We start from the raw sequence: 21,168 nt of genomic DNA on the forward strand, positions 1-21,168 counted from the left end.
CGCCTCCTGGACGAACGAATGGTAACATCGTAAGAATTTCGTTTCTTACGTGTACCCTTAACTTCGTATACCAGACCGCAGGCGTTGCAGCTTGCGGTTTTTTTGTACCCTTTTTACGCCAAAAGACCGCAGGCCATCGTCAGCGGTCTTTTTTTATCCATTTTTTCCCTTGAGAGGAGGTGATTGAAGATGGAATTCAACTTTTTGTTTTTCTCGGTCAAGATCGCGCGCGCAAACGAAAAGCAGCGCAACGTAGAGTATGCCTGTGAGAAATACCTGCAGGAACGTGCAGAGGCACAAGCCTTGCAAGCTGCACAGTACGCAGAATTTGCATTTCGCGGATAAGCTTTGTTCCGCACCTACACATGAGGAGGGATGTAAAATGGCCAACAAATTTCGGCGTCAGAAAATGAGATTCACAGGAGTCAAATCGATAGAAGGCGGCTGACTGAACAGAAAAATCCCTGTAGGAGGGGTCTAAATTATGTACATTCCAATGATTTTTTTCACGATCATTATTAAAAAGCGGGAGTATTCTCCTGAGGAAATCGAGGCGCGCTATCTCCAGGATCAGGCGATCAAAGAGTGGGAAGATAAGCGCATGTGGCATGAAGCCCAGCTTCCCGATTACGCCCGCTGGTAAAGCGCGAAGCGCTCATAGTGATACTGCAGACGAAAGATAAGAAAAGCGACCGTTACTGGTCGCTTTTCAGCTTTTCTGCGATTTTTTGATGAGCCACAGGTAGCGTCAGAGACGAAATCTCATCCAGTGTGACAAAGCGGGCTTGAGCCGGGAGTGCTTCTCCCTCGATCCAGTCGCAGCGCCACACCTCCATGTTCCAGTGCAGATGGGAAAAGGTATGCTGAACCTCCATCAGCGGCTCCAATACCTCAGCATCCATACCAAAGCGGTTTCGCAAGCTATCCTGCAAAATTTCCTGCTTGGCTGCGGGCGTCTCTGCATCTGACTCTACCATCGGGAATTCCCACATGCCGGCCAAAAGCCCTTGGTCCGGACGCTTGTTCATCAGCACGTGATTCTCACGCCGGACGACAGCGACCTGCAAATGGACGGGACGCGGCGGCTTTGCTTTCCCTTTGACCGGCAGCTCCTCCTGTACCCCTTCGCGACGGGCCAAACAATAATCGAAAACCGGGCAGGTGAGGCACTGGGGCGTCCTCGGCACACAGACTAGCGCACCAAGCTCCATTAATGCCTGGTTGAAATCGCCAGCTCTCCCAACCGGTATCACCTGTCTGACGAGATGCTCCACTTTGATGCGCGTGGCCGGCTTGGCGATGTCATCCGTCATATACAGCAGGCGGGAAAACACACGCATCACGTTCCCGTCCACGGCTGGCTCCGGCTTTTCGTAAGCGATGCTGAGAATCGCCCCTGCCGTGTAGGGCCCGATGCCTTTCAGGGTGGAAATCTCTTCCGGCTTGTCCGGAACAATCCCGCCGTAGCGGGCTTTGACCTCGCGAGCCGCGGTTTGCAGGTTGCGGGCTCGTGAGTAGTAGCCCAGTCCCTCCCATGCCTTCAGTACCTCTTCTTCCGGTGCATCGGCCAGTGCTTCCACCGTCGGGAACTTTTCCATAAACGCATAGTAGTATGGCTTTACGGTTTCCACCCTGGTTTGCTGAAGCATAATTTCCGAAACCCAAATCCGGTAGGGGTCGCGGTTGATTCTCCATGGAAGATCTCTTTTCTGACCGTCATACCAGGCCAGCAGATCACGGGAAAAGCCAAATACATGAAATTCTTCAGGCAATGTATACGTCAATGTCTTTCTTTTCTTCCCTGTCATACTCTTCTGCATAAACTCCTTTTCTTACGTCAAATCGACGGGTTGAAAGGCCCACACGTGCATTTTGGCTGCTCCACCCTGAATACACGCACAAAAATCCTGGTCGGCCTGGCGCCACGCTTTTATCGTCTCGTACTGCTCGATATTTTCCACATAAAAGGCTTCCACGAATAAGCCGGGCTGATCCCATCCTTCCCAGCAGCGGTACTGACGGGCCCCCTTTTGCTCAAGCTTCGCAGGCATGGCTGCAAGCAGGCGCAAAAATTGGTCGCGCTTCGATTCGACGGTTTTGTATTCGATAAAGACAGTGAGCATGTTCATACACACTCTCCTTTCTTAGTCCCTTTCATCATACCTGCCCATTTCTTTGGGAACAAGGATACTTTTTTCCGCAGAAGCGGGAATTCTCTTCTCTAACGCGCTATAATAACTGTTAAGAATGCTCTACGATGGTCCATCAGGTGGAGCTACTTCGTTTTTGGCTTGAAATGTACTGAAAAGGGGGGAGCATGCGCACTTTATGGATACAGCGACACATTTTGTCATGGGCTTCGGTTTGGCGGGGCTCGCCCATCTCGACCCTGTGGTAGCCTCTACCCCCGGATTGGCAGAGGCAGTCATGGTCGGAACCGTTATTGGTTCACAAGCGCCTGACCTGGACGGATTCACTCGGGTTCGGGGAAGCGCTTCGTATATTCGCAATCATCGCGGGGCTTCTCACTCCATTCCGGCACTGGCTATCTGGACGGCGGGCGTCTTCGTATTGGTGCAGGCCATCTCACCGCAAGCCCACTGGTTCCATTTGCTCGGCTGGATTTTTGCCGCAGTCTGCCTCCACGTCTTTGTCGATCTGTTTAACGCTTACGGCACTAAAGGTTTGTATCCGTTCCGCAACGAGTGGATCGCCTGGAATGTCATTTTTATTTTCGACCCGTTTATCTTTGCGTTGCATGTAACCGGCCTGATGCTGTGGGGAGCAGGCGCTGATCCGGGACGGGTCTTCCTATGGGTGTACCTGTTATTGATCCCGTATTACTTCTGGCGCTGGCAGGTGCACAAGCGAACGACTGAGATGGTCCGCCGATCGATTGGAAAAGCCGGCACTTATACAGTGGTTCCGACCCTTTCCTGGAACCAGTGGACCTTTGTCGTGAAGACCGACCAGCACTGGTATGTCGGGGAGGTTCATGGCGGAGAGGTCAGTATCCTCGACGTATTCTCGATCAAACCGGAGACCGAGCTGATTGCCACTGCGAAGACCGATCACAAGGTGCAGTCCTTCCTGTCGTTCACCCGTTATGCTCATGCAGAGGCCAAAGAGCAGCCGTTCGGCTATGAGGTCAGATGGTTCGATCTGCGTTATCGCGCGCGCTTTCCTGGCAAGAGCCACTACATGTTTGTCGCGGTCGTTTACCTGGATAAAGAGCTGAACATCCGTGACTCGTTTGTCGGCTGGATTCACCGCGGCGAAGAGCAGCTAGCCAAAAAGCTTGATCCGGAAAAAGAAATTCAGATCGGCTAACCGATAGAAGCGCTTGCTCAAGAGCAGGCGTTTTTTTATGGGGATTGCAGACATCATCAGATTTTGTATCTGACCATCCGCAAATATTAATAATTGACCCTTTTCTCAAGGTCAAAATCCTCCTATGATAAAACTCACATATGAGAATTATCTGTGAACGGAGGAGTTCCCATGTTTCCTATTCGCTATTCAAAACGAACCATCACGGATCAGGAGCAGATCGATGCTTTTCTAAAACAGGCCAGAGTAGGCCATCTCGGTTTGACTGACGGCAACGAGCCTTACGTGGTCCCGCTCAACTTTAGTTGGCTGAATGGCTGTCTCTATTTTCATGGTGCCGATTCCGGCCGAAAGATAGAGTTGATCGACAAGAATAACCGCGTCTGTTTCAGCGTCACTGACGAGTACGGGACGATCGCTGATCCTGTCCCGGCGATGACAGACACTGCCTATATGAGCGCCATGCTGTTTGGCCGTGTGGAACGGGTGCAAGAGCCAGAGGAGATGCGTGATGCTCTGCAGGCTATGCTGGACAAATACGTGCCCGGTTATTATCCGGAGCCGCTTTCCCTGCAGCATGTGATCAAATACCGTTCCTCGATGGGCAGTGCCGCTGCCGTCTTTCGGATCAAGCCGGAATCCATCACAGCAAAAGGAAATCCGCCGTCGGAAACGCACAGCTTCTATCCTGGGCGGACGCAGCAGATGGATGTGTGAAGATACCCATGCGAGGGATGCTTCGCGCACGCGGTTCGATAACGCATTGATCACAAGATGTGCACCTCTCCCACGGTGCTGCAAGAAGGTCGGCCAAGCCAGCATAAACAAAAGAAGACATGCCTGTCTCCAAAGAGAACAAGCATGTCTTTTTTCGTTTACAGAGCTGGGGGCAGCTCAGCAGGCGCACTCATTCCAGTCGCAATCGCCAGGCGGTTCCAGGAATTGATGGTATTGATCGCCATCAAAAGAGAGACGATTTCTGCATCGCTAAAATGCTTTTGTACATTTTGAAATACGTTTTCCGGGACACCCTCTTTGGAAATCAGCGTAACGGCTTCCGTCAATGTTAGCGCCGCTCTTTCGGCCTCTGTATAAACGGCCGCTTCTCTCCAGGCGTTGAGCAGGTAGAGGCGTTGCTCGCTCTCTCCCTTTTGCCGCGCTTCCTGGGTATGCATATCCAGGCAGTAGGCGCATCCGTTTATCTGGGACGCCCTTATTTTCACCAGCTCCAGCAGCGAGTGATCCAAACCGCTGCTGCGCACATGCTTCTCCATCTGAAGCATGGCCTGGAAGGCTTGCGGGTTTGCTTTTCGATATTCCATTCTCGGATTCATCTTCATCGGTCCTCTCTTATTGGTTTTTCGTTCGTCTCTATAACGAATGAACCCCTATGATTGTGACCAATTGACGATAAAAAAATGGAATCAATTTTTGCCAAATTGCCAAATGACGTGGCTCAGACTGCCATAACGGAAGCTGATATGGGTCCGCGCAGCCACCCTCGCCTCGTCCGCCGCTCCCATCGCGTAGAGAAGAGGGACGAAATGCTCCTGACCATGAGCCGGCACTGCTTGTCGTGCGTGGGGAGCAAGTGTTTCATAGGAAAACACGGATTCTGTATCCCAAGCCTCGATTTTTTCTTTCAGCCACTCTTCAAACTGAACCGCCCAGGCATCTCCCGCTCCCGTGTTGGAGCGCATGTTTATATAGGAGAAGTTGTGCACCGTGCCCCCGCTGCCGATAATCAAAATATCCCGGTCGCGCAGAGGCTGAAGCGCCTTCCCAATCTCGTACTGCTTTGCCGGAGGCAGCAGCGGATTGACCGAGAGTGAGACCACCGGGATATCCGCTTTCGGGTACATCAGGCGCAGAACCACCCAGGCACCGTGATCAAGTCCCCGAACTGGCTCGGCTTTTGCAGATATCCCCGCATCTGCCATGAGCCTGATTGTCTCCGCTGCGAGCCCGGGATCGCCTTTTGCCGGGTATTGGATTTCATACAGCTCCTGAGGGAATCCTCCAAAATCATGGATGGTTGACTGATATTCCGTCGTACCGACAGCCTGAACTGCACTTTCCCAGTGAGCGGAAAATATCAGGATCGCTTTTGGCCTGGGGAGCTCTTCGGCCAGTTGACGAAGTGCTTGTGTATACGCATTGCTCTCGATTGCAAGCAGGGGTGCACCGTGAGCGAGAAAAAGCGATGGCATGGTCATGTTGCTTCGCACCTTTCTTTTATTCACTTAGTTACTTTTTGTAAGTATTATACCTTACTTTTGCGGTTCCTGCCAGTATTTCCTTTCCTTTCTTCCAGCATGTAATGCCTTGCTTTTTGGGATGTATTGCTGCATGGTGTTGCTCGTTCTTCATGTATATCTTTATACTAATGAAAACAGAGAATAAACGTGAGGAACTCTGATCAATGACCTCCATAAAGGGAGTACGAAATCATTTGGCAAATGTAACAGGTATGACGAGCATAAAGAATCAACACATCTTAAAAAAAATAGCCGTCTTTCTATTGTTTCTCTCGGTTCTCTTGGGACTTCGCTGGTTTTGGCAGACTACGTTCGCAACGCCGGAACACCCTGCTGTCAGGCAAGGTGTGCTTGACATGCGCGGCTGGAACTTTGAGCGCTCCTCTTCGATTCCTTTAAATGGCGAGTGGGAGTTTTACCCCGAAGCACTTCTTTCCCATCAAGACCTAAAGCAGTCGTCCGGGATTCAACCGAACTATGTCCACGTTCCCGGGGATTGGCGCTCTGCCTTGTCGAATGGCTCGGACTCATCCTATGGCTACGGAACGTATCGCCTTCGCATACTGGTGGACCAACCGCTCGATCAGCCGTATGGGTTCTGGATTCAGCAGATTACGGCTTCGTCCAGTTTGGAGATCAATGGTCAGGTAGAGTCGTCGATCGGACTGCCCGCAGAGAAAGCCGAATCCTACCAGCCGCGAGCCGTCTCCTATACCGCCACCTACATCGCCGGAAACGCGGAGGAAATCGAGCTGCTGGTGCGCGCAGCCAACTTTGAGCATCCGCTGAACGGCGGGATTGTCAAAGCCATCCGCTTTGGAACACAGGCCGCCATCGACAACGAACGCTGGTACTCGATTGGCTACCAGCTTGCGACTTTTCTGATTTTGCTGCTCCATGCACTGTACGCCGTACTTATGTATCTGTTCAATCGAAAACAAAAGACATTTCTGATGTACTTTTTCATGCTGGTCTTTGCCGGGCTGTCGATTGTCTCGGATCATGACAGCCTGTTATTGCTTTGGTTTCCGATGGGATATGCCTCGGCATTAAAAGTGAAGCTGCTCTCTTACATGTTGTTCTCTTTCTTCATCATGCTGCTGGCAAGAGAGTTTTCACATCGTTCCATAAGCTCCAAACTGTTTACCGTGTATCTTTATACCCTTGGTCTGTACACGGCTATCCTTTTGTTTGCACCGGTCTCGTTGATTTATTACACGTTTGAAGCAAAAGTGTTCGCGTTGCTCCATTTGTTTCCGATCGCCTGGGCTACCTATCTGATCGGTGCGATGTATATTCGAAATCAGCCCGACTCCGTGTTTTTGCTATTTGCCGCGACGAGCATCGTTTCCGCCGTCGTGTGGGGTTTGCTCAATTACAACTTAGAGATTACGAGTGTCTACTACCCGATTGATATTATTCTGTCGATCGTCGGTTTTTCTGCATACGGTTTTAAACAGTACTTCCGAAAAGCCCAGGAAAACTCTATCTTGAATGAGCAGTTGAGAAAGTCCGATAAAATGAAGGATCTGTTTCTTGCCAATACTTCACACGAGCTGCGGACACCGCTGCACGCGATTATCAACATCGCCCAGTCTGTGGCCCTCAACGAGAAGCAATCGTTGGACGATAAAAGTCGTCAGGATATGGAGCTGCTTGTCACGATCGGCCGCCAAATGTCCCATATGCTGAATGATTTGCTGGATGTCGTGCGGCTGCAAAACAACCTGATTCAGCTTCAGAAGGAGCCTTTGCTGATGCAATCGGTCGCTGCGGGAGTGATCAGCATGCTCCAGCTTATCGTTGACAACAAATCTATCGAAGTAAAGCTGGAGATTGCCGAATCCATGCCTCCTGTCCTGGCGGATGAAAAAAGACTGATCCAGATCTTGTTTAATCTGCTGCATAACGCGTTTAAATTTACCGAAGAGGGCAGCGTAACCCTGTCAGCCACCGTTCACAACGGTCAAGCGGTTATCGCTGTCTCCGATACTGGCGTAGGCATGGATGAAGGAACGCAGGCTCGCATCTTTCTGCCCTATGAACAGGGGGAGCACGGGATAAACGAGGGCTCTGGTATCGGCCTTGGCTTAAGCATTTGCAAGCAGTTGGTGGAGCTGCATGGCAGTGAGCTGACTGTCCGTTCCGAATCGGGCAAGGGCTCCGAGTTCCGTTTTTCACTTCCGTTGGTTGACGAGGCAAGCTTCCGGCCTGAGAAAATACCACTTCTTCAGCAAATGGATGGCAAAAAGGAAGCCGCGGTCAGTTTAAGCGTTTCGGATGTCTTTACAAGCGCCTGGCCAATCCTGCAATCCCAGCTTCCGTCCCTTCACGACGGGAAAGTGAACATTTTGGCTGTCGATGACGACCCTGTCAACCTGAAGGTGCTGATCAGCATCCTCACGGCGGAGCCGTACAATATCCGAACGGCCACCTCCGCCCGGGAAGCGCTGGAATTGCTCAGTACGCAGCGATGGGATTTGCTGATTACCGATGTCATGATGCCGCATATGTCCGGCTACGAGCTTACGCGGAAGGTCAGAGAACATTTTTCGATCTCCGAGCTGCCGGTCTTGCTGTTGACAGCGCGCAACCAACCGGAGGATATCTACACAGGATTTTTGGCCGGAGCCAATGATTATGTAGCCAAACCTGTTGACGCTCTCGAATTGAAATCCCGAATCTGGTCCCTGACGACCTTAAAACAATCGGTCACCGAACGTTTGCGCTTGGAGGCAGCTTATCTGCAGGCGCAGATCCATCCTCACTTCTTGTTTAACGCGCTGAATTCGATCATGGCACTCGGTGATTTTGATACAGAAAAGATGCGCATGCTCGGCGATGCCTTTACCTCCTATTTACGTATCAGTTTTGATTTTCTGAATGCAGGAGAACTGATTTCGCTCTCACACGAGCTTGAGCTGATCCAGGCCTATCTGTACATCGAAAAAGAGCGCTTCGAGGAAAGATTGTCCGTCAATTGGGAGGTTGAACCGGGGATTGATTTGCTCCTCCCTCCGCTGACGATCCAGCCGCTGATCGAAAATGCCGTCAGACACGGAGTCCTCAGCCAAATCAAAGGCGGTACGGTGCACCTTCGCATTTCCCGTCAGGGCAATTCCACGTTTTTTGAGGTAAGGGATGACGGCATCGGAATGGAGGAAGAAAAGGTTCGAAGTCTGCTCGATCTGACCATGAAGAACAAGCAGGGCATCGGCCTGTCCAATACGAACAGGCGGCTGACGCAGATGTACGGAAAAGGATTGTCCATTTGCAGTAAGCCAGGCGAGGGCACAAGCGTCTCTTTTGTAATCCCGGACGCTGCCCAGAGAAGATCGAAGCTCGATGAAAAGCCACCGAGAATATAAAAAAGCATGCCGGTTTTAAAAGCCGGCATGCTTTTTTTCCTCGTCTGACGACGAGCGGACTTGCTTAGCGAGCAGCTTCGTAGCGCTTGCTAACTTCGTCCCAGTTTACAACGTTCCAGAACGCGCCGATGTAGTCAGGGCGTTTGTTTTGATATTTCAGGTAGTATGCGTGCTCCCATACGTCCAGACCCAGGATCGGAGTTTTTCCTTCCATGATCGGGCTGTCTTGGTTAGGAGTAGAAGTGATGGCCACTTTGCCGCCATCCACGATCAGCCAAGCCCAACCGGAACCAAAACGAGTGGTTGCCGCTTTGGCAAACTCAGCTTTAAAGTTGTCAAAGCTGCCGAAAGCGGAGTTGATCGCATCCGCCAGTGCGCCTGTTGGCTCTCCGCCGCCATTCGGGCTGAGGATTTCCCAGAACAGAGTATGGTTGGCATGACCGCCGCCGTTGTTGCGAACTGCGGTACGGATGCCTTCTGGAAGTGCGTCCAGATTGCTGATCAGTTCTTCTACGGATTTGGATTGCAGGTCAGCATGAGCTTCCAGAGCTGCATTCAGATTGTTTACATAGGTAGCATGGTGACGCCCGTGGTGGATCTCCATGGTTTGAGTATCGATGTGTGGCTCCAACGCGTTGTGCGCGTATGGCAATTCAGGAAGTTGATGTGCCATTTACAATTCCTCCTTCATGATATGTATGGGTCAAGCTTCCACCTTATTATAATGCAAACGCTCCACTTTTACAACAAAATAGTTTGCAAAGTCTCGTAATCTTTCAACACCTATATCAATAATTTCTATCTTGCATTACGCTGGTAGAGTGCTAGACTTGGATTATTCCTGAACTCATTCTAAAATGCAAGGTGATATCCATGGAACTAGACCTTTCAACCATTCTCTTCCTCGCTTTTTTTGGGTTTATTGCTGCCTTTATTGACAGTACCGTAGGGGGCGGCGGCTTGATCTCCCTCCCTGCCTTGCTCGGACTGGGCATTCCGCCCTACCTGGCGCTGGGCACGAACAAACTGGCGGGAACCATCTCGTCCGCGACCAGCTCTGTTACCTTCATTCGTATGGGCAAGTTCGACAAAAAGCTGATGGCGATCTTGTTTCCCGTTTCGCTGGTCGGCGCTTATTTCGGAGCGAAGACCGTTCTGTTCATCCCCCAGGAATTTCTCAAGGTATTGGTGATCATCATGATGGCGGTCATCTTTATCTATACCTTGCTCAACAAACGATTCGGTGAGAATACCAGCTTTAAGGGCTACACCAAGTTCACACTCGGCCTGGGTATTCCCATCACCTTTCTGATCGGCTTTTATGACGGTTTCTTTGGTCCCGGTACCGGTTCGTTTTTCGTCTTTCTGATGGTCCTCTTGTTCGGCTATGATTTCGTCATCGCGGCCGGCAATGGGCGGATTTTGAATCTGGCCAGCAATATTGCCGCTTTGACCGTCTTTTTGCTGGAAGGCAAGGTGATTTTCATCACAGGTCTGACGATGGGGATCGCCATGCTGCTCGGCGCTACCCTGGGTGCACGCGTGGCTATCAAAACAGGGGTACGTTATGTTCGTCCGCTGTTTTTGCTGGTGTCGATTACCCTGATTACCAAGATGGTGTATGAACTGTTTTTTTCACTCTAATCCCCGCAATCAAAAATGGATAGGTCAGCAGAGACTTTCTCCCGCTGCCCTATCCATCATTTTTTCCTTTGCGCTGTTTCACGCGCAGAATGATGCCATCGATCAGAAGCCCGATGCCTGCTCCGTAAAAGGGAGTGGCAAAGCGAACCCCTTCGCTGATCGGAAGTGCTTTTAAATAAACAACGACGACGCCGACAATGAAGCCGATCATCGTGTAGCGCAGACGGGTCGGACCCATGTCGTCATCCCCTTTGGCACATTACTTTCCAAATTTTTTCGGCATCTTCATATTCTTCATGTTGCGGCTCATTTGCTTCAATTGTTTTTGATTCAGGTTCATCCCCATGGAACGAGCCATTGCTTGTATTTGTTTGTCATCCATCTGCATGTTTTCCACTTGCTTGCGCAGATAATAGGTGCCTCCGAAGAAACCTCCAGCAAGGCCGACCAGCAGTGTTACGATCGGGATTACCCAGTTGTACCAAGCCATCAATACATTACCATCCTCTTTTGGGAATTACAATCTATTCTATTGTACCACAACTATGTACACTGTACATCGCTAGCGAACGGGTAAAATGATGCTTCCGACCTTCGGCGTTTCTGCTTGTGCGCGCATATGCTAAGTCAGGAGGTGACGATCGTATGCCCCCCCTTTTGATTCTGGACCCGGGACATGGCGGGATCGATCCCGGCGGCGGTTCCAACTCGTTTTTTACCGAAAAGGATAAAAATCTGCAAATCTCCCTCTATCAGTTCAATCGATTTCAATCACTCAATATTCCGGTTGCTATCACACGTACCGCTGACACGACCCTGTCCAGTGAGGAACGCGCGTCACGCGTGCGTAACAGCGGTGCCCGCTATTGCATATCCAATCACATCAATGTCGGCGGCGGCCGCGGCTCCGAGGTGATCTACTCGATCTTCGGGTCAGCTGCCTTTCCGCGGTTGATCCAGGATGATCTGGAGGCTGCCGGAATGCCCAATCGCCGCATTTTTACCCGCACGCTCCCTGACAATCCGCGGAAAGATTACTACTTCATGCATCGGGAAACGGGAAGCGTCGAAACGGTGATCGTCGAGTACGGCTTTGCTGACAATCCCCTGGATGCGGATATTTTGCATCGGAACTGGCACCAGCTGGCGGAAGCCGTGGTAATGGCTTTTTGTGCGTACACGGGCCATCCGTACAAACAACCGGCCCCGCCTAATCCGAGTAATGGAAGTGGAACGGGTATGCCCGATGGAGGAACGAATATCCCGGCCTGGAAGCAAGAAGCGATTGATTGGCTCTTTCAAGAAGGGCTGCTCACCAATGAAGATTGGCGCCATCAACCAGATACACCGCTTCCCCTCTGGGCGGAAGCCGTCATCCTGAAGCGGCTTTACGAAAAACTGCGAAATCCTCAGTAAGGAGGTCACTGCCATGGGTTTTGAGGCAGCGTAAGCTACCTATTTTCTGTTCGATACCGCGTCAACGGCGTTTCCGCCATCCCTGAGTAGTTCTCACGCGCAGGTACGCTCACCAGCTCATCCTCCGGGAAGCGATAGGCGGTCAGCATCCCGCCAAAGACACATCCCTGGTCGATGTTGAGCGTACCGTTTTTTCGTTCGGGTTGTGGACGAGGGTCATGCCCCCAGACGATCAGCGGTTCTGTTTTAACTCTCTCCGCCGCCCAATCCCTGCGGATCGGCCTGCCGTCCACACCTGTCCCTGCCACATCACCGTAGCGACAATAGCTTTGGATGGAGGGCGTTTCCTTTCCGATGTAATCATCTCGAATCCCGGCGTGCACAGCCACTACGGACAGACTGTCACGGTAGTAGAGCATCATGTGCGAAGGAGAGGAAAACAACAGTCTTCTGCTCTGTTCTTTCAAATGACTGGCCCGCTTGGTGCCGTATTCCTGGGCGAATTGCTGAAATTCGTCTGCCACTTTTTCATCACCGTGTCCCAGCATCACGGGTCGTCCATCCAGCCACCGGGCAATTTTCCATCCGTGGTTGCTGTCGACCATTTCGGCGAGACCTGCTGCTACATGCCGGATGAAAAATTGCAGCATTTTGAGCGAGTGTGGACCGCGGCTGGTAATGTCTCCGAGGGAAAGGAGCTTTCGCCCCCCGGGATGGCGGTAGGTTCCGTCATGAGAACGCTGATACCCGAGGCGCTGCAAGAGTTCTGTAAACTCGTCGTAGCAAGCGTGAACATCTCCGACAATGTCCACCCCCTGGTCAACGATCATGACCTTGGCGCGTGTACGCGGTTTATGCCTCATCCCCCTTGCTCCTTTCCGCTTTTTCTTCTCTCTATTTTTGCCAGCTTTTCGCAAAAAAACTCACCCTGTGAGGTGAGTCTTGCAAATCGCCATGCTCCCGGCTGCTTATTCCAGATGATGTGTATGCACGTAAATCGCTGCCTGTGTTCGATCCTCGACCCCCAGCTTGGCCAGGATATTGCTGACATGGGTCTTGACGGTTTTGATGCCGATGATCAATTCATCTGCGATCTCCTGATTGGACTTCCCTTGCCCGATCAGCTTCAGCACTTCCAGTTCACGCGGTGTCAACTGTTCATGCGGCTGCGCTTCCTGCCCATGCCGGAAACGGGCCATGATTTTACCCGCGACGCGTGATTCCAGTACCGGTTCACCAGCAGCCGCCGCACGAATAGCACGGGCAATTTCCGAAGCGCGTGAGGTTTTCAGCAAATAGCTGAAAGCCCCTGCCTCAATCACGGGATATACCTTCTCGTCATCGATAAAACTGGTCAGTACGATGACCTTGCAGGATAGCTGCTTGTCACGGATTCTTTTGGTCGCCTCTACGCCGCCAATGCCCTCCATGACCAGGTCCATCAAAACCACATCCGGCCCAAGCTCCTCCGCCAGACGCACGCCTTCTTCACCGCTCGAGGCCTCAGCCACCACCTCGATGTCGTCTTCCGTTGACAAATAGGCGGCCAAGCCCATCCGCACCATTTCGTGATCGTCCACCAGCAACACACGTATCATGTCCGCTCTCCCTCTTCCCTTTCCGTCTGCAGCATGATCGGGATACGCACCTCGATCTGCGTCCCTTTCCCGATTGCCGAATAGATATCAAAAGAGCCGCCAAGCTCCGCAACCCGCTCCCGCATGCTGCGCAATCCGTAGGAGGTGAACTTTTCTCCCTCCGGATCAAAGCCTACGCCATCATCCACAATCCGCAATCGCACCTGGCCCTTCAGCGTAAACAGCTTGACTGCGATCTGATTAGCCCGGGCGTGCCGCAGCGTATTGGACAGCGACTCTTGCAAAATGCGGAATAAATGGTCCTCAATCCCGCTGGGCAGATTGCTTGTATCTTCGATTTCCCACGTAATTTCCATCGAATTTTTGCGGGTCAGTTCATCAAGCAAATCCTCGATGGCATCCTTCAACGCTTTATTTTGCAAAGTGGCTGGACGAAGATGGAGCAAAAGCGCCCTCATCTCGGCTTGAGCGGCCGCAGCCATCTCTTCCACCAGTTCAATCTGCTGGGCGGCTCGCTGTGGATTTTTTTCCACCAGCCGCTTCATCGCTGCCGTCGTCATGGCGATGGCAAACAACTGCTGACTGACCGCATCGTGCAGCTCGCGCGCCAGACGCTGCCTCTCTTCCGTGACAGCCGTATGTTGCAGTTGCTCGGCCAAAGCTGCGTTGTGATTGGAAAGACGCTGCAGCGACGCTACCTGTTCTTCCCACTGGGCAGCCAAGCGGTTCAATTGCCAGCCCAGTTCCCCAATTTCATCTACGCCCAGCTCCGGTACCCGTGAGGACAGGATGCCTCTTCCCAGATTCATCGCGGCTTCCCAGAGCACATGAAGTCTCTTTTTCATCAGGTTGCCAAAAACATAGCCCGCAATCAAACCAAACAACCCGGCCGTCAGGATCGAAAGCAGCAGAAAGGGGATCAGCGTCTTCCATTCCAAAAAAGCCGGAACATCAATATCGAGATAAGCGGAAAGCCAGCTCGTAACTGCCGGATTTCGCGCAACCAGGACATACAAGAGATAGCATGAAACAAAAGAGGCGGTAACCGCTCCTACAGCCAGCAGCAAGCCGTAGCGAACATACTGCCACTGGATACTGGCCAATCGCTGTCGTCGCATTTGTCAGTACCCCCTAGATGTACTTGACTTTAATATCGCCGACGAGCAGCGAAATCTGTACATTGATTTTCGGTGTTTCCTGTTCGTACTGTTCGGAGCGGATCATCACGCTGCGAGTGATGCCCCCCTGCCTGTGCCCGAATACCTCCAGATCCCCTACACTTACCTCTGCAGTTACGGCGACGGGCATGTCTACCGGGACGTAAATCGTGACGTCCCCCACCCAACCGTCGACAACAAGAAACGCTTCATCTACCATCAGCATAGCCCGGGACAAATCGATCACAACTCCGCCAATCCCATGCCAAATATGCATCTGACTTAGTTCAAAGCGGCCGGAGGTCAAATGAAAATCTCCAATTAACGAGCTTTTGGACTCTTTTGGCGACAGGATGCTGCCTCCGCCATAGGACGAAGCACGATCCTTGGAACGGAATGAACCAAACGAGGGGCGGTAGCCGTTTTTCTTTCGCCAATGTCGATTACGGTTATCTCCGTATGGGCGGTGTTCAGGCTCTGGTTCTGGTTCTGGCTCCGCATCCCTCTGCTCCAAACGATCTGGCTCTTCGTAGCGCATGCCGAAGTCTGATGCCGGCGGATCGCCCTTCCACTCCGGTGGCTCCTCCTCCAAACCCGGCCTTTCTCCTTTTCCGGAGCGTCCGCGAATCAGACGGAAGCCAAAGTAGATGAACAGTAGCGGGATGATGATATTGAACAAATCATCCGGCCCGATCCCGAGCCACATGTCCAGCGCGATAATGATCCCGAGCGCTGCCAGGATGCCTCCGCGAAGCTTCTTTTGATTCCCCCACATCCGTACGCCAAAATAAACAAGCGCCATCGGCCACAAATCAAACAGGCCAAATGAGATAATATGCAAGCTGTCAAGAAAAAGGCCAACCCCTGTCAAAATGATCAGGACACCGGCCGTCATTTTGTGCAAGCGGGACAATTTCACGAAGATCTCCTCTCTTACGCCCCATGCCGGCTTCCTCTACTGTCCTTGACGGCATGTATAGATAAACGCAGGCGGTATATTCAACGGCGTAAATGTGATCTCTACCCGCTGGAACCGCTCCTGCAGCTCAGCTTTCAATTGAAGGGAGTATTGAAACGTAATAAACAATCCCCCTGGAGCCAGGGCAGATTGTACTTCATTCAAGATACCTGCGCGCAATTCAGCCGGAAAATTGGCAAACGGTAGACCAGAGATAATCACATCCGCCTTTTCAATTCCTGCATTTCGCCGATACTCATTTAGCTGCAAAGCTTCATCCCAAATGGTCAGGTTGTCAAACCGATTGACCAGCATGTCACGAAACTGCGGGTCCCGTTCAACCAGAACATACGTCGCATCGTCTCGTTTCAGTTCCAAAATTTCCTTTGTAAAAGCGCCTGTACCAGGCCCTAACTCTATAATAACATCCGTTTTATTCCATTCCACATTGCGAAGCATCTGTCTGCATAAGAAGCGGGAGCTGGGGATAATGCTGCCGACGCGTCCCGGTTCTGACAAAAAGCGTCGTAAAAAGACCATAAAGTCTGCCAAGGAAAACCTCCTAGGAAAAGCAGCCTGTCAAACAGGCTGCCTGGTTGCCACTTTTATTCTACGTGAAAGGTCCGACTTCCTGTCTTTACTCTTGTACTTTTGTTGGCTGTTCATCCTTTTTTGCTGGGCGTTCATCTTTTTTTGCTTGCAGAGATGCTTTGATCTGTGCCAATTCTTCGTCCAGATCCTTGTTTTCAAGGGACTCGAGAGATTGCTCCAAGCCTGCCTGGGTCTGGCGCCATTGACCGCTCAAATTGGCTTCAGCCTCCATCCGCAGCACTTTTTCCTCCATGCGGTGGAAACCTTTCCCGGCCGATTGATTCCCGATTCCGACGATAGCCTGGTTGACTTGCTTTTGTGTTTTGGCTACCTGTGCACGGGCCATGAGCGTGAATCTCTTCGCTCTCATTTTATAGAATTCTTCTTTCAGCTCCGTCAGCTTCTCGCGCATTTGCTGCGCAGCTTCCGATGCTGTCAAATACAGAGCTTCATACTCTTGGGCACGCTGTTCATACTGTTTTTTGTCCGCCAGGGCCCGGCGAGCCAGGAAATCTTCACCTTCGGCCAAAGCCAGCTTCACCTGACGATCACGCTTCTCAGCAAGCGTCACGGCCTCTTCCCATTGTTGGCGGAATTTTTTCTCCAAAGCTACCTGACGGGCTACAGATACCTCTACCTGCCCGATCTCTACTTCCATGTCTCGCATATATTGATTGAGCATCACTACCGGATCTTCCATCGAATCGATAACGTCATTTACAGATGCCACCGTCAAGTCACGCAGTCGTTTAAAAATACCCATTTTTTAGTCCTCCTTCATCATATCACAAGAATTTTAATTGTCATGTACACCCTGTGGGCCTTTGCTTCCTATTTCGAATCAAAACGTTTCTTTCTTGGTTACTCGGTGCTCCCAGTTATCCAAAGCATCTTCTTTTAATACACGTTCTGCCCATTGTTTCTCCCAGACTGTCGGCATGTGGTCGTCCGACCTGTCATGTCGGCGGATGAGGCGATAACCCAGGTAAATGACCCCGACAGCGATGATGACATTGAACAGCAGGTGCAGCTTGCCGATCAGCATTAACAGCCCGAACAGGAAAACCAGTAACCCCCAGAAGCGGGAACCGGAACCGCTCATTAGCTTGCGGGCTCCATATAACATGATCAGCCCGGGGATGAGTATTCCGAGGAAGCGACCGCTGTGAATCCCCAGAAGATCCAGAAAGACAAATCCTCCAGTCAGCAGCAATGCCAGTCCAAGGAGCACTTTGCCAGACCGCTCGTTCATGAATTGCTTCCCTCCAATCGTCTTATGTGGTGGTGTGAACCTTATGTCCTCATTGTAGACGGGGCAGAGATTTGCGATAACGGGCGAGCGGTTGGTTTTTGTCTCCGTCCCTGGACGGATTAAATGTCCTTCCCAGACCGGACAAGCACCTATCCGCACTCGGAAAGCTTCTTTATCTAAGGTCTGGAATTGGCCCTGGGCTATATGTAGAGACGGCTTTGGGCTATATTCTAGAGATGGTTTTGGGCGAATTTTGTCTGACGAGTGGACCAGTCACTTCGTTACAGCGTATGACAAAATAATATGTCAAAATTGTGAACAATCTGCGCAAAAAAAGGAAAAACAGGCCAAGTGTTGAATTCTGTGGAGGTGCGTGTAAAAAAACATCGAAAAATAGCCGAATTCCTTTTTATGGAAACGGGGGACCCACTATCTTTTGGGGTGAATGACTGCAACGTTCTGGCAGTCTAGGGAAATCCTTTCGACCGAACCCATCAGCTAACCTCGTAGGCTCAGGAGAGGAGCAGTTTGTTTTGCGCAAGACGGTAGTAGCTTTCATGATTGCCGGATTGCTTGCAATGGGTACCGTCCCGGCACATGCTCAGGAGGGAACCCCCCTGATGAATGTTGTCAACGACCTTTACGGTGTCCCTTACAAGTCTTCCGGAACCACGAAAAAAGGTTTTGACTGCTCCGGCTTTACACGCTATGTATTTGACGCGCTGGGTATAGATTTGCCACACAGCTCTGCTTCTCAATTTACGGTAGGCCAGCCAGTGAATCGAAAAGATCTGCAGCCAGGCGACCTCGTCTTTTTCAAGACGAACGGCAGAAGCATCTCCCATGTCGGCATCTATATCGGCAATGACACGTTTGTACACTCGGAGTCAGGCAGAGGTGTCGTCAACACCAAGTTGAGCGATCCTTACTACTGGAGCAAGCGTTATGTGGGTGCCAAGCGAATTGCCGCCCCAATCCTCCAGGCAGATGAGTCCACTACTCCGCCAGCGAAAAAAGCGGTACAAGCAGCGTCTACGCCAGAAGCCCAACCAGAGCAACAAGAAGTAGCACCAGCCCCGCAGCCACAACCAACAGAGGCGCCCGCGCCTACAGACGCTGCGGCAGCCCCCGAGCAGCATGGGGCTCAGCCAGAAAAGGCAGAATAAGCAGAAGTATGGAAGCCAGGGACGTGAGGTCTCTGGCTTTTTCTGACGAAACTTAGTACCAGGTGTCAAGAGGAAGTGACAGCCGCTATTCGCTAACCCCCTCTCTTTTTCCTGCTTTCAAGTCGTGGTAACATTTGGATTCTATGCACGCTGTCAGGCAAACCATGTTATGATTAGAGGAGAATCGAATCATACTGGAGATCTGAGGTAACTGGGGGAATTCCTGTGAAAGACCATATTTTGCTTGTCGACGACAATCTGGAGATTATCGAGCTTCTTGAAGATATTTTGGTCAGCGAAGGCTATGAGGTGACCGCCTCAGAAAGTGGCGAGCATGCTCTCAATCTGTTGAAGCAAGGCTTGAAGCCCAATCTGATCTTGCTGGATATCATGATGCCCAATATGAGCGGCTACGAGCTGTGCTCTCAGATACGCCGTGAATCCGACTTGCCCATCCTGTTCCTCAGTGCCAAAGGCAAAGCAGTCGACAAAGTGGTCGGCTTTGAGATCGGTGCCGACGATTACATTACCAAGCCGTTTGACACCGAAGAACTGCTGGCGCGGATTCGCGCCCATTTGAGACGATATGAGCGCATTCGCAAGCACACGGAGGAACATTCCGACAAAGAGAGCGCCAACTCCGCGATCACCGTTTTGCGGTTCAAGGGGCTGGAGATCCACAAGGAGACGTACTCCGTCTTTGTTAATGAAGAAAAAGTAGATCTGTCTACCAAAGAGTTTCAATTGCTCACTTTTTTGGCGGAGAATGCCGGCATTGTATTCACCCGAGAGCAAATCTATGACCGCGTCTGGGGCTACGGCTACGGTTCGCTGAATACAGTAACGGTACACATCAAGAATCTGCGCGAAAAGCTGGAGATTGAACGGCAGTATATCAAAACGCAATGGGGGACGGGCTACGTTTTTATCGGGGAGAAGGTGTAAATGAGCATTCGCAACAAGCTGTTCCTCTCGTTTTTCGCATTGATTGCGATGAACATCTTCCTATTCAAGTTCGTCTTTGAGGATATCATCGTCGTTCAGTTGAAAACAGACCGTCACAATCAATACCGCTACGAAAAGGAAACGGCTGAGAAGGTGCGCTTCAATCTGGTGCTCAGCTCCAGTATCTTAAAAGATCCCATGGACAGAAGCGAGTTGGAAAAGCAGCTGCCCGAGGACCTGATGTACAAAATGGTCATCAAGGATGCCAACGGACACTCCATCTACAGCAAGACCTCACAGGCTTATAACCTGAAAAGTCGCACACCCAACAAGGAAAACAGCGACTTTAAAACAGTGGCTGAGTACCACTTCCAGCATGAACCGCCCAGAAAAGGGGAAACCATCATCTACTTCTATACAGATGACTCCGACATTATGGCGACCAAAGGCGTCAGCATGATGCTCTGGTATATTTACGGAAGCATCGCCCTTGTCGGTCTGGTGCTGCTGGCCTTTTTTGTACGCTGGATTCTTCGGCCGGTCAATGAGCTGTCACGCGTCACCCAGGAGATTCGCGAGGGGAAACGCCTTGTTGCCTTCTCGTATCACTCCGAAGATGAGTTTGGCAGGCTGTTCCGCTACTTTTCGGACATGGTCGACCAGCTTCGCTTCTCCGAGGAGCGTCAATCTGAGGTGATTTCCGCGATCGCTCACGACTTTCGCACGCCGCTGACGACGATTAAAGGCTACGCCTCGTATATCGCGTCGGGACGGGTGAGCGAGCTGGAGCGCATCCAAAAACAGATGAACAAGATCGAACAAAAAACTGACGATCTGGAAAAGCTGCTGGATGAGCTGCAAGATTTTACCCAACAGAGCACCGAGCTGAAGCTCAATGTGTCGCTTTTCAATGTCAGAAGCTTCATCAAAGGCATTATTGAAGATTATCAGGTCAGAATTAAAGAGGCGGGGCTCAGCTTTCATTGCAAATTGCGTATTGCCGCCGAACTGCATATCGAAGCAGACGAAACCAAGGTCAGACGAGTGCTGGAGAATCTGCTAAACAACGCAATCTACTACAACAAGCCAAACGGTTCGATTCTGCTCACGGTAGACCAGCGGGAAGGACAAGTCCTGTTTTCCGTGATCGATAAAGGAGAGGGGATCTCGCCCGATGACCTGTCCAAGATTTTCACCAAGTTCTATCGGGCAGAAAAATCGCGCAACCGCAACAATGGCGGCACCGGGCTCGGCCTCACGATTTGTCAGAGCATCGTCCAACGGCATGGCGGCACGATCTCTGTCAACAGTGAACTGGGCGTGGGAAGCTCCTTTTCCTTCACGATCCCCTACTCCCAGCCGCAGTTTATTTAGATTTATAATCACTTAATACCTTTTTAACAATTGTTTGATAAAGTTTTTTTGTTAGCTTATTGCTTTCAGTGATAAATAACCCCAAGTTCAGTATCTGACACCAAGCAGTTG

General features: G+C 51.2%; 24 protein-coding genes and 1 riboswitch. Of the genes, 10 read left to right on the top strand and 14 right to left on the bottom strand.

What is annotated here, in order from left to right; genetic code table 11:
- The first annotated feature begins 189 nt into the window (after nucleotides 1-189).
- Together NDK47_RS21865 and NDK47_RS21870 are read left to right on the top strand one after the other, a co-directional pair.
- Nucleotides 190-345, top strand: a complete 156-nt coding sequence (locus NDK47_RS21865; RefSeq protein WP_251871857.1) for a hypothetical protein — start codon at nucleotides 190-192, stop codon at nucleotides 343-345.
- 139 nt (nucleotides 346-484) lie between these two features.
- On the top strand, nucleotides 485-643 hold the full coding sequence (locus tag NDK47_RS21870; protein ID WP_251871858.1) for a YrzI family small protein: 159 nt from the start codon (nucleotides 485-487) through the stop codon (nucleotides 641-643).
- Nucleotides 644-695: 52 nt separating this feature from the next.
- Here NDK47_RS21870 and mutY read toward each other — a convergent pair whose 3' ends face one another.
- Together mutY and NDK47_RS21880 are read right to left on the bottom strand one after the other, a co-directional pair.
- Nucleotides 696-1,808, bottom strand: coding sequence for an A/G-specific adenine glycosylase (mutY, locus tag NDK47_RS21875; RefSeq protein ID WP_251876321.1), 1,113 nt, complete (start codon nucleotides 1,806-1,808; stop codon nucleotides 696-698).
- A 24-nt stretch (nucleotides 1,809-1,832) separates the two neighbouring features.
- The gene (locus NDK47_RS21880; protein ID WP_251871859.1) at nucleotides 1,833-2,129 is read right to left on the bottom strand and encodes a hypothetical protein; all 297 of its coding nucleotides are present in this window, start codon (nucleotides 2,127-2,129) and stop codon (nucleotides 1,833-1,835) included.
- 199 nt (nucleotides 2,130-2,328) lie between these two features.
- On the opposite strand from NDK47_RS21880, the gene NDK47_RS21885 reads away from it, so the two are divergent.
- Entirely contained in the window at nucleotides 2,329-3,330 is a 1,002-nt protein-coding gene (locus NDK47_RS21885) for a metal-dependent hydrolase (protein ID WP_251871860.1), read from the top strand.
- Between the two features lie 171 nt (nucleotides 3,331-3,501).
- Nucleotides 3,502-4,047, top strand: a complete 546-nt coding sequence (locus tag NDK47_RS21890; RefSeq protein WP_251871861.1) for a pyridoxamine 5'-phosphate oxidase family protein — start codon at nucleotides 3,502-3,504, stop codon at nucleotides 4,045-4,047.
- Nucleotides 4,048-4,205: 158 nt separating this feature from the next.
- On the opposite strand, the gene NDK47_RS21895 is transcribed toward NDK47_RS21890, so the two are convergent.
- Both NDK47_RS21895 and NDK47_RS21900 read right to left on the bottom strand, forming a co-directional pair.
- Complete coding sequence (locus NDK47_RS21895) at nucleotides 4,206-4,670, bottom strand: carboxymuconolactone decarboxylase family protein (RefSeq protein ID WP_407653333.1); 465 nt, start codon at nucleotides 4,668-4,670, stop codon at nucleotides 4,206-4,208.
- An 84-nt stretch (nucleotides 4,671-4,754) separates the two neighbouring features.
- Entirely contained in the window at nucleotides 4,755-5,546 is a 792-nt protein-coding gene (locus NDK47_RS21900) for a dioxygenase family protein (protein WP_251871863.1), read from the bottom strand.
- 236 nt (nucleotides 5,547-5,782) lie between these two features.
- Here NDK47_RS21900 and NDK47_RS21905 point away from each other — a divergent pair, with 236 nt between their 5' ends.
- Nucleotides 5,783-8,956, top strand: a complete 3,174-nt coding sequence (locus NDK47_RS21905) for a hybrid sensor histidine kinase/response regulator (protein WP_322112075.1) — start codon at nucleotides 5,783-5,785, stop codon at nucleotides 8,954-8,956.
- A 64-nt stretch (nucleotides 8,957-9,020) separates the two neighbouring features.
- Here NDK47_RS21905 and NDK47_RS21910 read toward each other — a convergent pair whose 3' ends face one another.
- On the bottom strand, nucleotides 9,021-9,629 hold the full coding sequence (locus NDK47_RS21910; RefSeq protein ID WP_251871864.1) for a superoxide dismutase: 609 nt from the start codon (nucleotides 9,627-9,629) through the stop codon (nucleotides 9,021-9,023).
- Between the two features lie 200 nt (nucleotides 9,630-9,829).
- Here NDK47_RS21910 and NDK47_RS21915 point away from each other — a divergent pair, with 200 nt between their 5' ends.
- Nucleotides 9,830-10,600: a TSUP family transporter gene (locus tag NDK47_RS21915; RefSeq protein ID WP_251871865.1), complete on the top strand. Its 771-nt coding sequence runs from the start codon at nucleotides 9,830-9,832 to the stop codon at nucleotides 10,598-10,600.
- 49 nt (nucleotides 10,601-10,649) lie between these two features.
- Here the strand turns inward: NDK47_RS21915 and NDK47_RS21920 are convergent, their stop codons facing one another.
- Nucleotides 10,650-10,838 (bottom strand): hypothetical protein, encoded by a 189-nt coding sequence (locus NDK47_RS21920; protein WP_251871866.1) that lies wholly within the window; start codon nucleotides 10,836-10,838, stop codon nucleotides 10,650-10,652.
- A 21-nt stretch (nucleotides 10,839-10,859) separates the two neighbouring features.
- A complete protein-coding gene (locus NDK47_RS21925) occupies nucleotides 10,860-11,090 on the bottom strand; it encodes a YneF family protein (protein ID WP_251876325.1) in 231 nt (76 codons plus the stop codon).
- A 155-nt stretch (nucleotides 11,091-11,245) separates the two neighbouring features.
- On the opposite strand from NDK47_RS21925, the gene NDK47_RS21930 reads away from it, so the two are divergent.
- Nucleotides 11,246-12,016: an N-acetylmuramoyl-L-alanine amidase family protein gene (locus NDK47_RS21930; protein WP_251871867.1), complete on the top strand. Its 771-nt coding sequence runs from the start codon at nucleotides 11,246-11,248 to the stop codon at nucleotides 12,014-12,016.
- 35 nt (nucleotides 12,017-12,051) lie between these two features.
- Here NDK47_RS21930 and NDK47_RS21935 read toward each other — a convergent pair whose 3' ends face one another.
- The 7 genes from NDK47_RS21935 to NDK47_RS21965 form a co-directional block, all read right to left on the bottom strand.
- Nucleotides 12,052-12,879, bottom strand: coding sequence for a bis(5'-nucleosyl)-tetraphosphatase PrpE (locus NDK47_RS21935; RefSeq protein ID WP_251871868.1), 828 nt, complete (start codon nucleotides 12,877-12,879; stop codon nucleotides 12,052-12,054).
- A 105-nt stretch (nucleotides 12,880-12,984) separates the two neighbouring features.
- Nucleotides 12,985-13,614, bottom strand: a complete 630-nt coding sequence (locus NDK47_RS21940) for a response regulator (protein ID WP_251871869.1) — start codon at nucleotides 13,612-13,614, stop codon at nucleotides 12,985-12,987.
- Nucleotides 13,611-14,732, bottom strand: coding sequence for a sensor histidine kinase (locus tag NDK47_RS21945; protein WP_251871870.1), 1,122 nt, complete (start codon nucleotides 14,730-14,732; stop codon nucleotides 13,611-13,613). The genes NDK47_RS21940 and NDK47_RS21945 overlap by 4 nt, the downstream gene beginning before the upstream one ends.
- Before the next feature lie 13 nt (nucleotides 14,733-14,745).
- Entirely contained in the window at nucleotides 14,746-15,690 is a 945-nt protein-coding gene (liaF, locus tag NDK47_RS21950) for a cell wall-active antibiotics response protein LiaF (RefSeq protein ID WP_251871871.1), read from the bottom strand.
- A gap of 36 nt (nucleotides 15,691-15,726) precedes the next feature.
- On the bottom strand, nucleotides 15,727-16,281 hold the full coding sequence (locus tag NDK47_RS21955) for a class I SAM-dependent methyltransferase (RefSeq protein ID WP_251871872.1): 555 nt from the start codon (nucleotides 16,279-16,281) through the stop codon (nucleotides 15,727-15,729).
- Nucleotides 16,282-16,366: 85 nt separating this feature from the next.
- Nucleotides 16,367-17,083 carry a PspA/IM30 family protein gene (locus tag NDK47_RS21960; RefSeq protein WP_251871873.1) on the bottom strand — a complete coding sequence of 239 codons (717 nt, stop codon included), beginning with the start codon at nucleotides 17,081-17,083 and terminating at the stop codon, nucleotides 16,367-16,369.
- Nucleotides 17,084-17,161: 78 nt separating this feature from the next.
- Nucleotides 17,162-17,572 carry a LiaF transmembrane domain-containing protein gene (locus NDK47_RS21965; protein WP_251871874.1) on the bottom strand — a complete coding sequence of 137 codons (411 nt, stop codon included), beginning with the start codon at nucleotides 17,570-17,572 and terminating at the stop codon, nucleotides 17,162-17,164.
- 385 nt (nucleotides 17,573-17,957) lie between these two features.
- A riboswitch (cyclic di-AMP (ydaO/yuaA leader) is annotated at nucleotides 17,958-18,100 on the top strand.
- A gap of 5 nt (nucleotides 18,101-18,105) precedes the next feature.
- Here NDK47_RS21965 and NDK47_RS21970 point away from each other — a divergent pair.
- From NDK47_RS21970 to NDK47_RS21980, 3 genes are all read left to right on the top strand, one after another.
- A complete protein-coding gene (locus NDK47_RS21970) occupies nucleotides 18,106-18,738 on the top strand; it encodes a C40 family peptidase (protein WP_251871875.1) in 633 nt (210 codons plus the stop codon).
- A 225-nt stretch (nucleotides 18,739-18,963) separates the two neighbouring features.
- Nucleotides 18,964-19,683 carry a response regulator transcription factor gene (locus tag NDK47_RS21975; protein ID WP_251871876.1) on the top strand — a complete coding sequence of 240 codons (720 nt, stop codon included), beginning with the start codon at nucleotides 18,964-18,966 and terminating at the stop codon, nucleotides 19,681-19,683.
- Nucleotides 19,684-21,057, top strand: a complete 1,374-nt coding sequence (locus NDK47_RS21980) for a sensor histidine kinase (RefSeq protein ID WP_251871877.1) — start codon at nucleotides 19,684-19,686, stop codon at nucleotides 21,055-21,057.
- Nucleotides 21,058-21,168 lie beyond the last annotated feature (111 nt).

The sequence above is a fragment of the Brevibacillus ruminantium genome (assembly GCF_023746555.1).
Taxonomy (GTDB): Bacteria; Bacillota; Bacilli; order Brevibacillales; family Brevibacillaceae; genus Brevibacillus; species Brevibacillus ruminantium.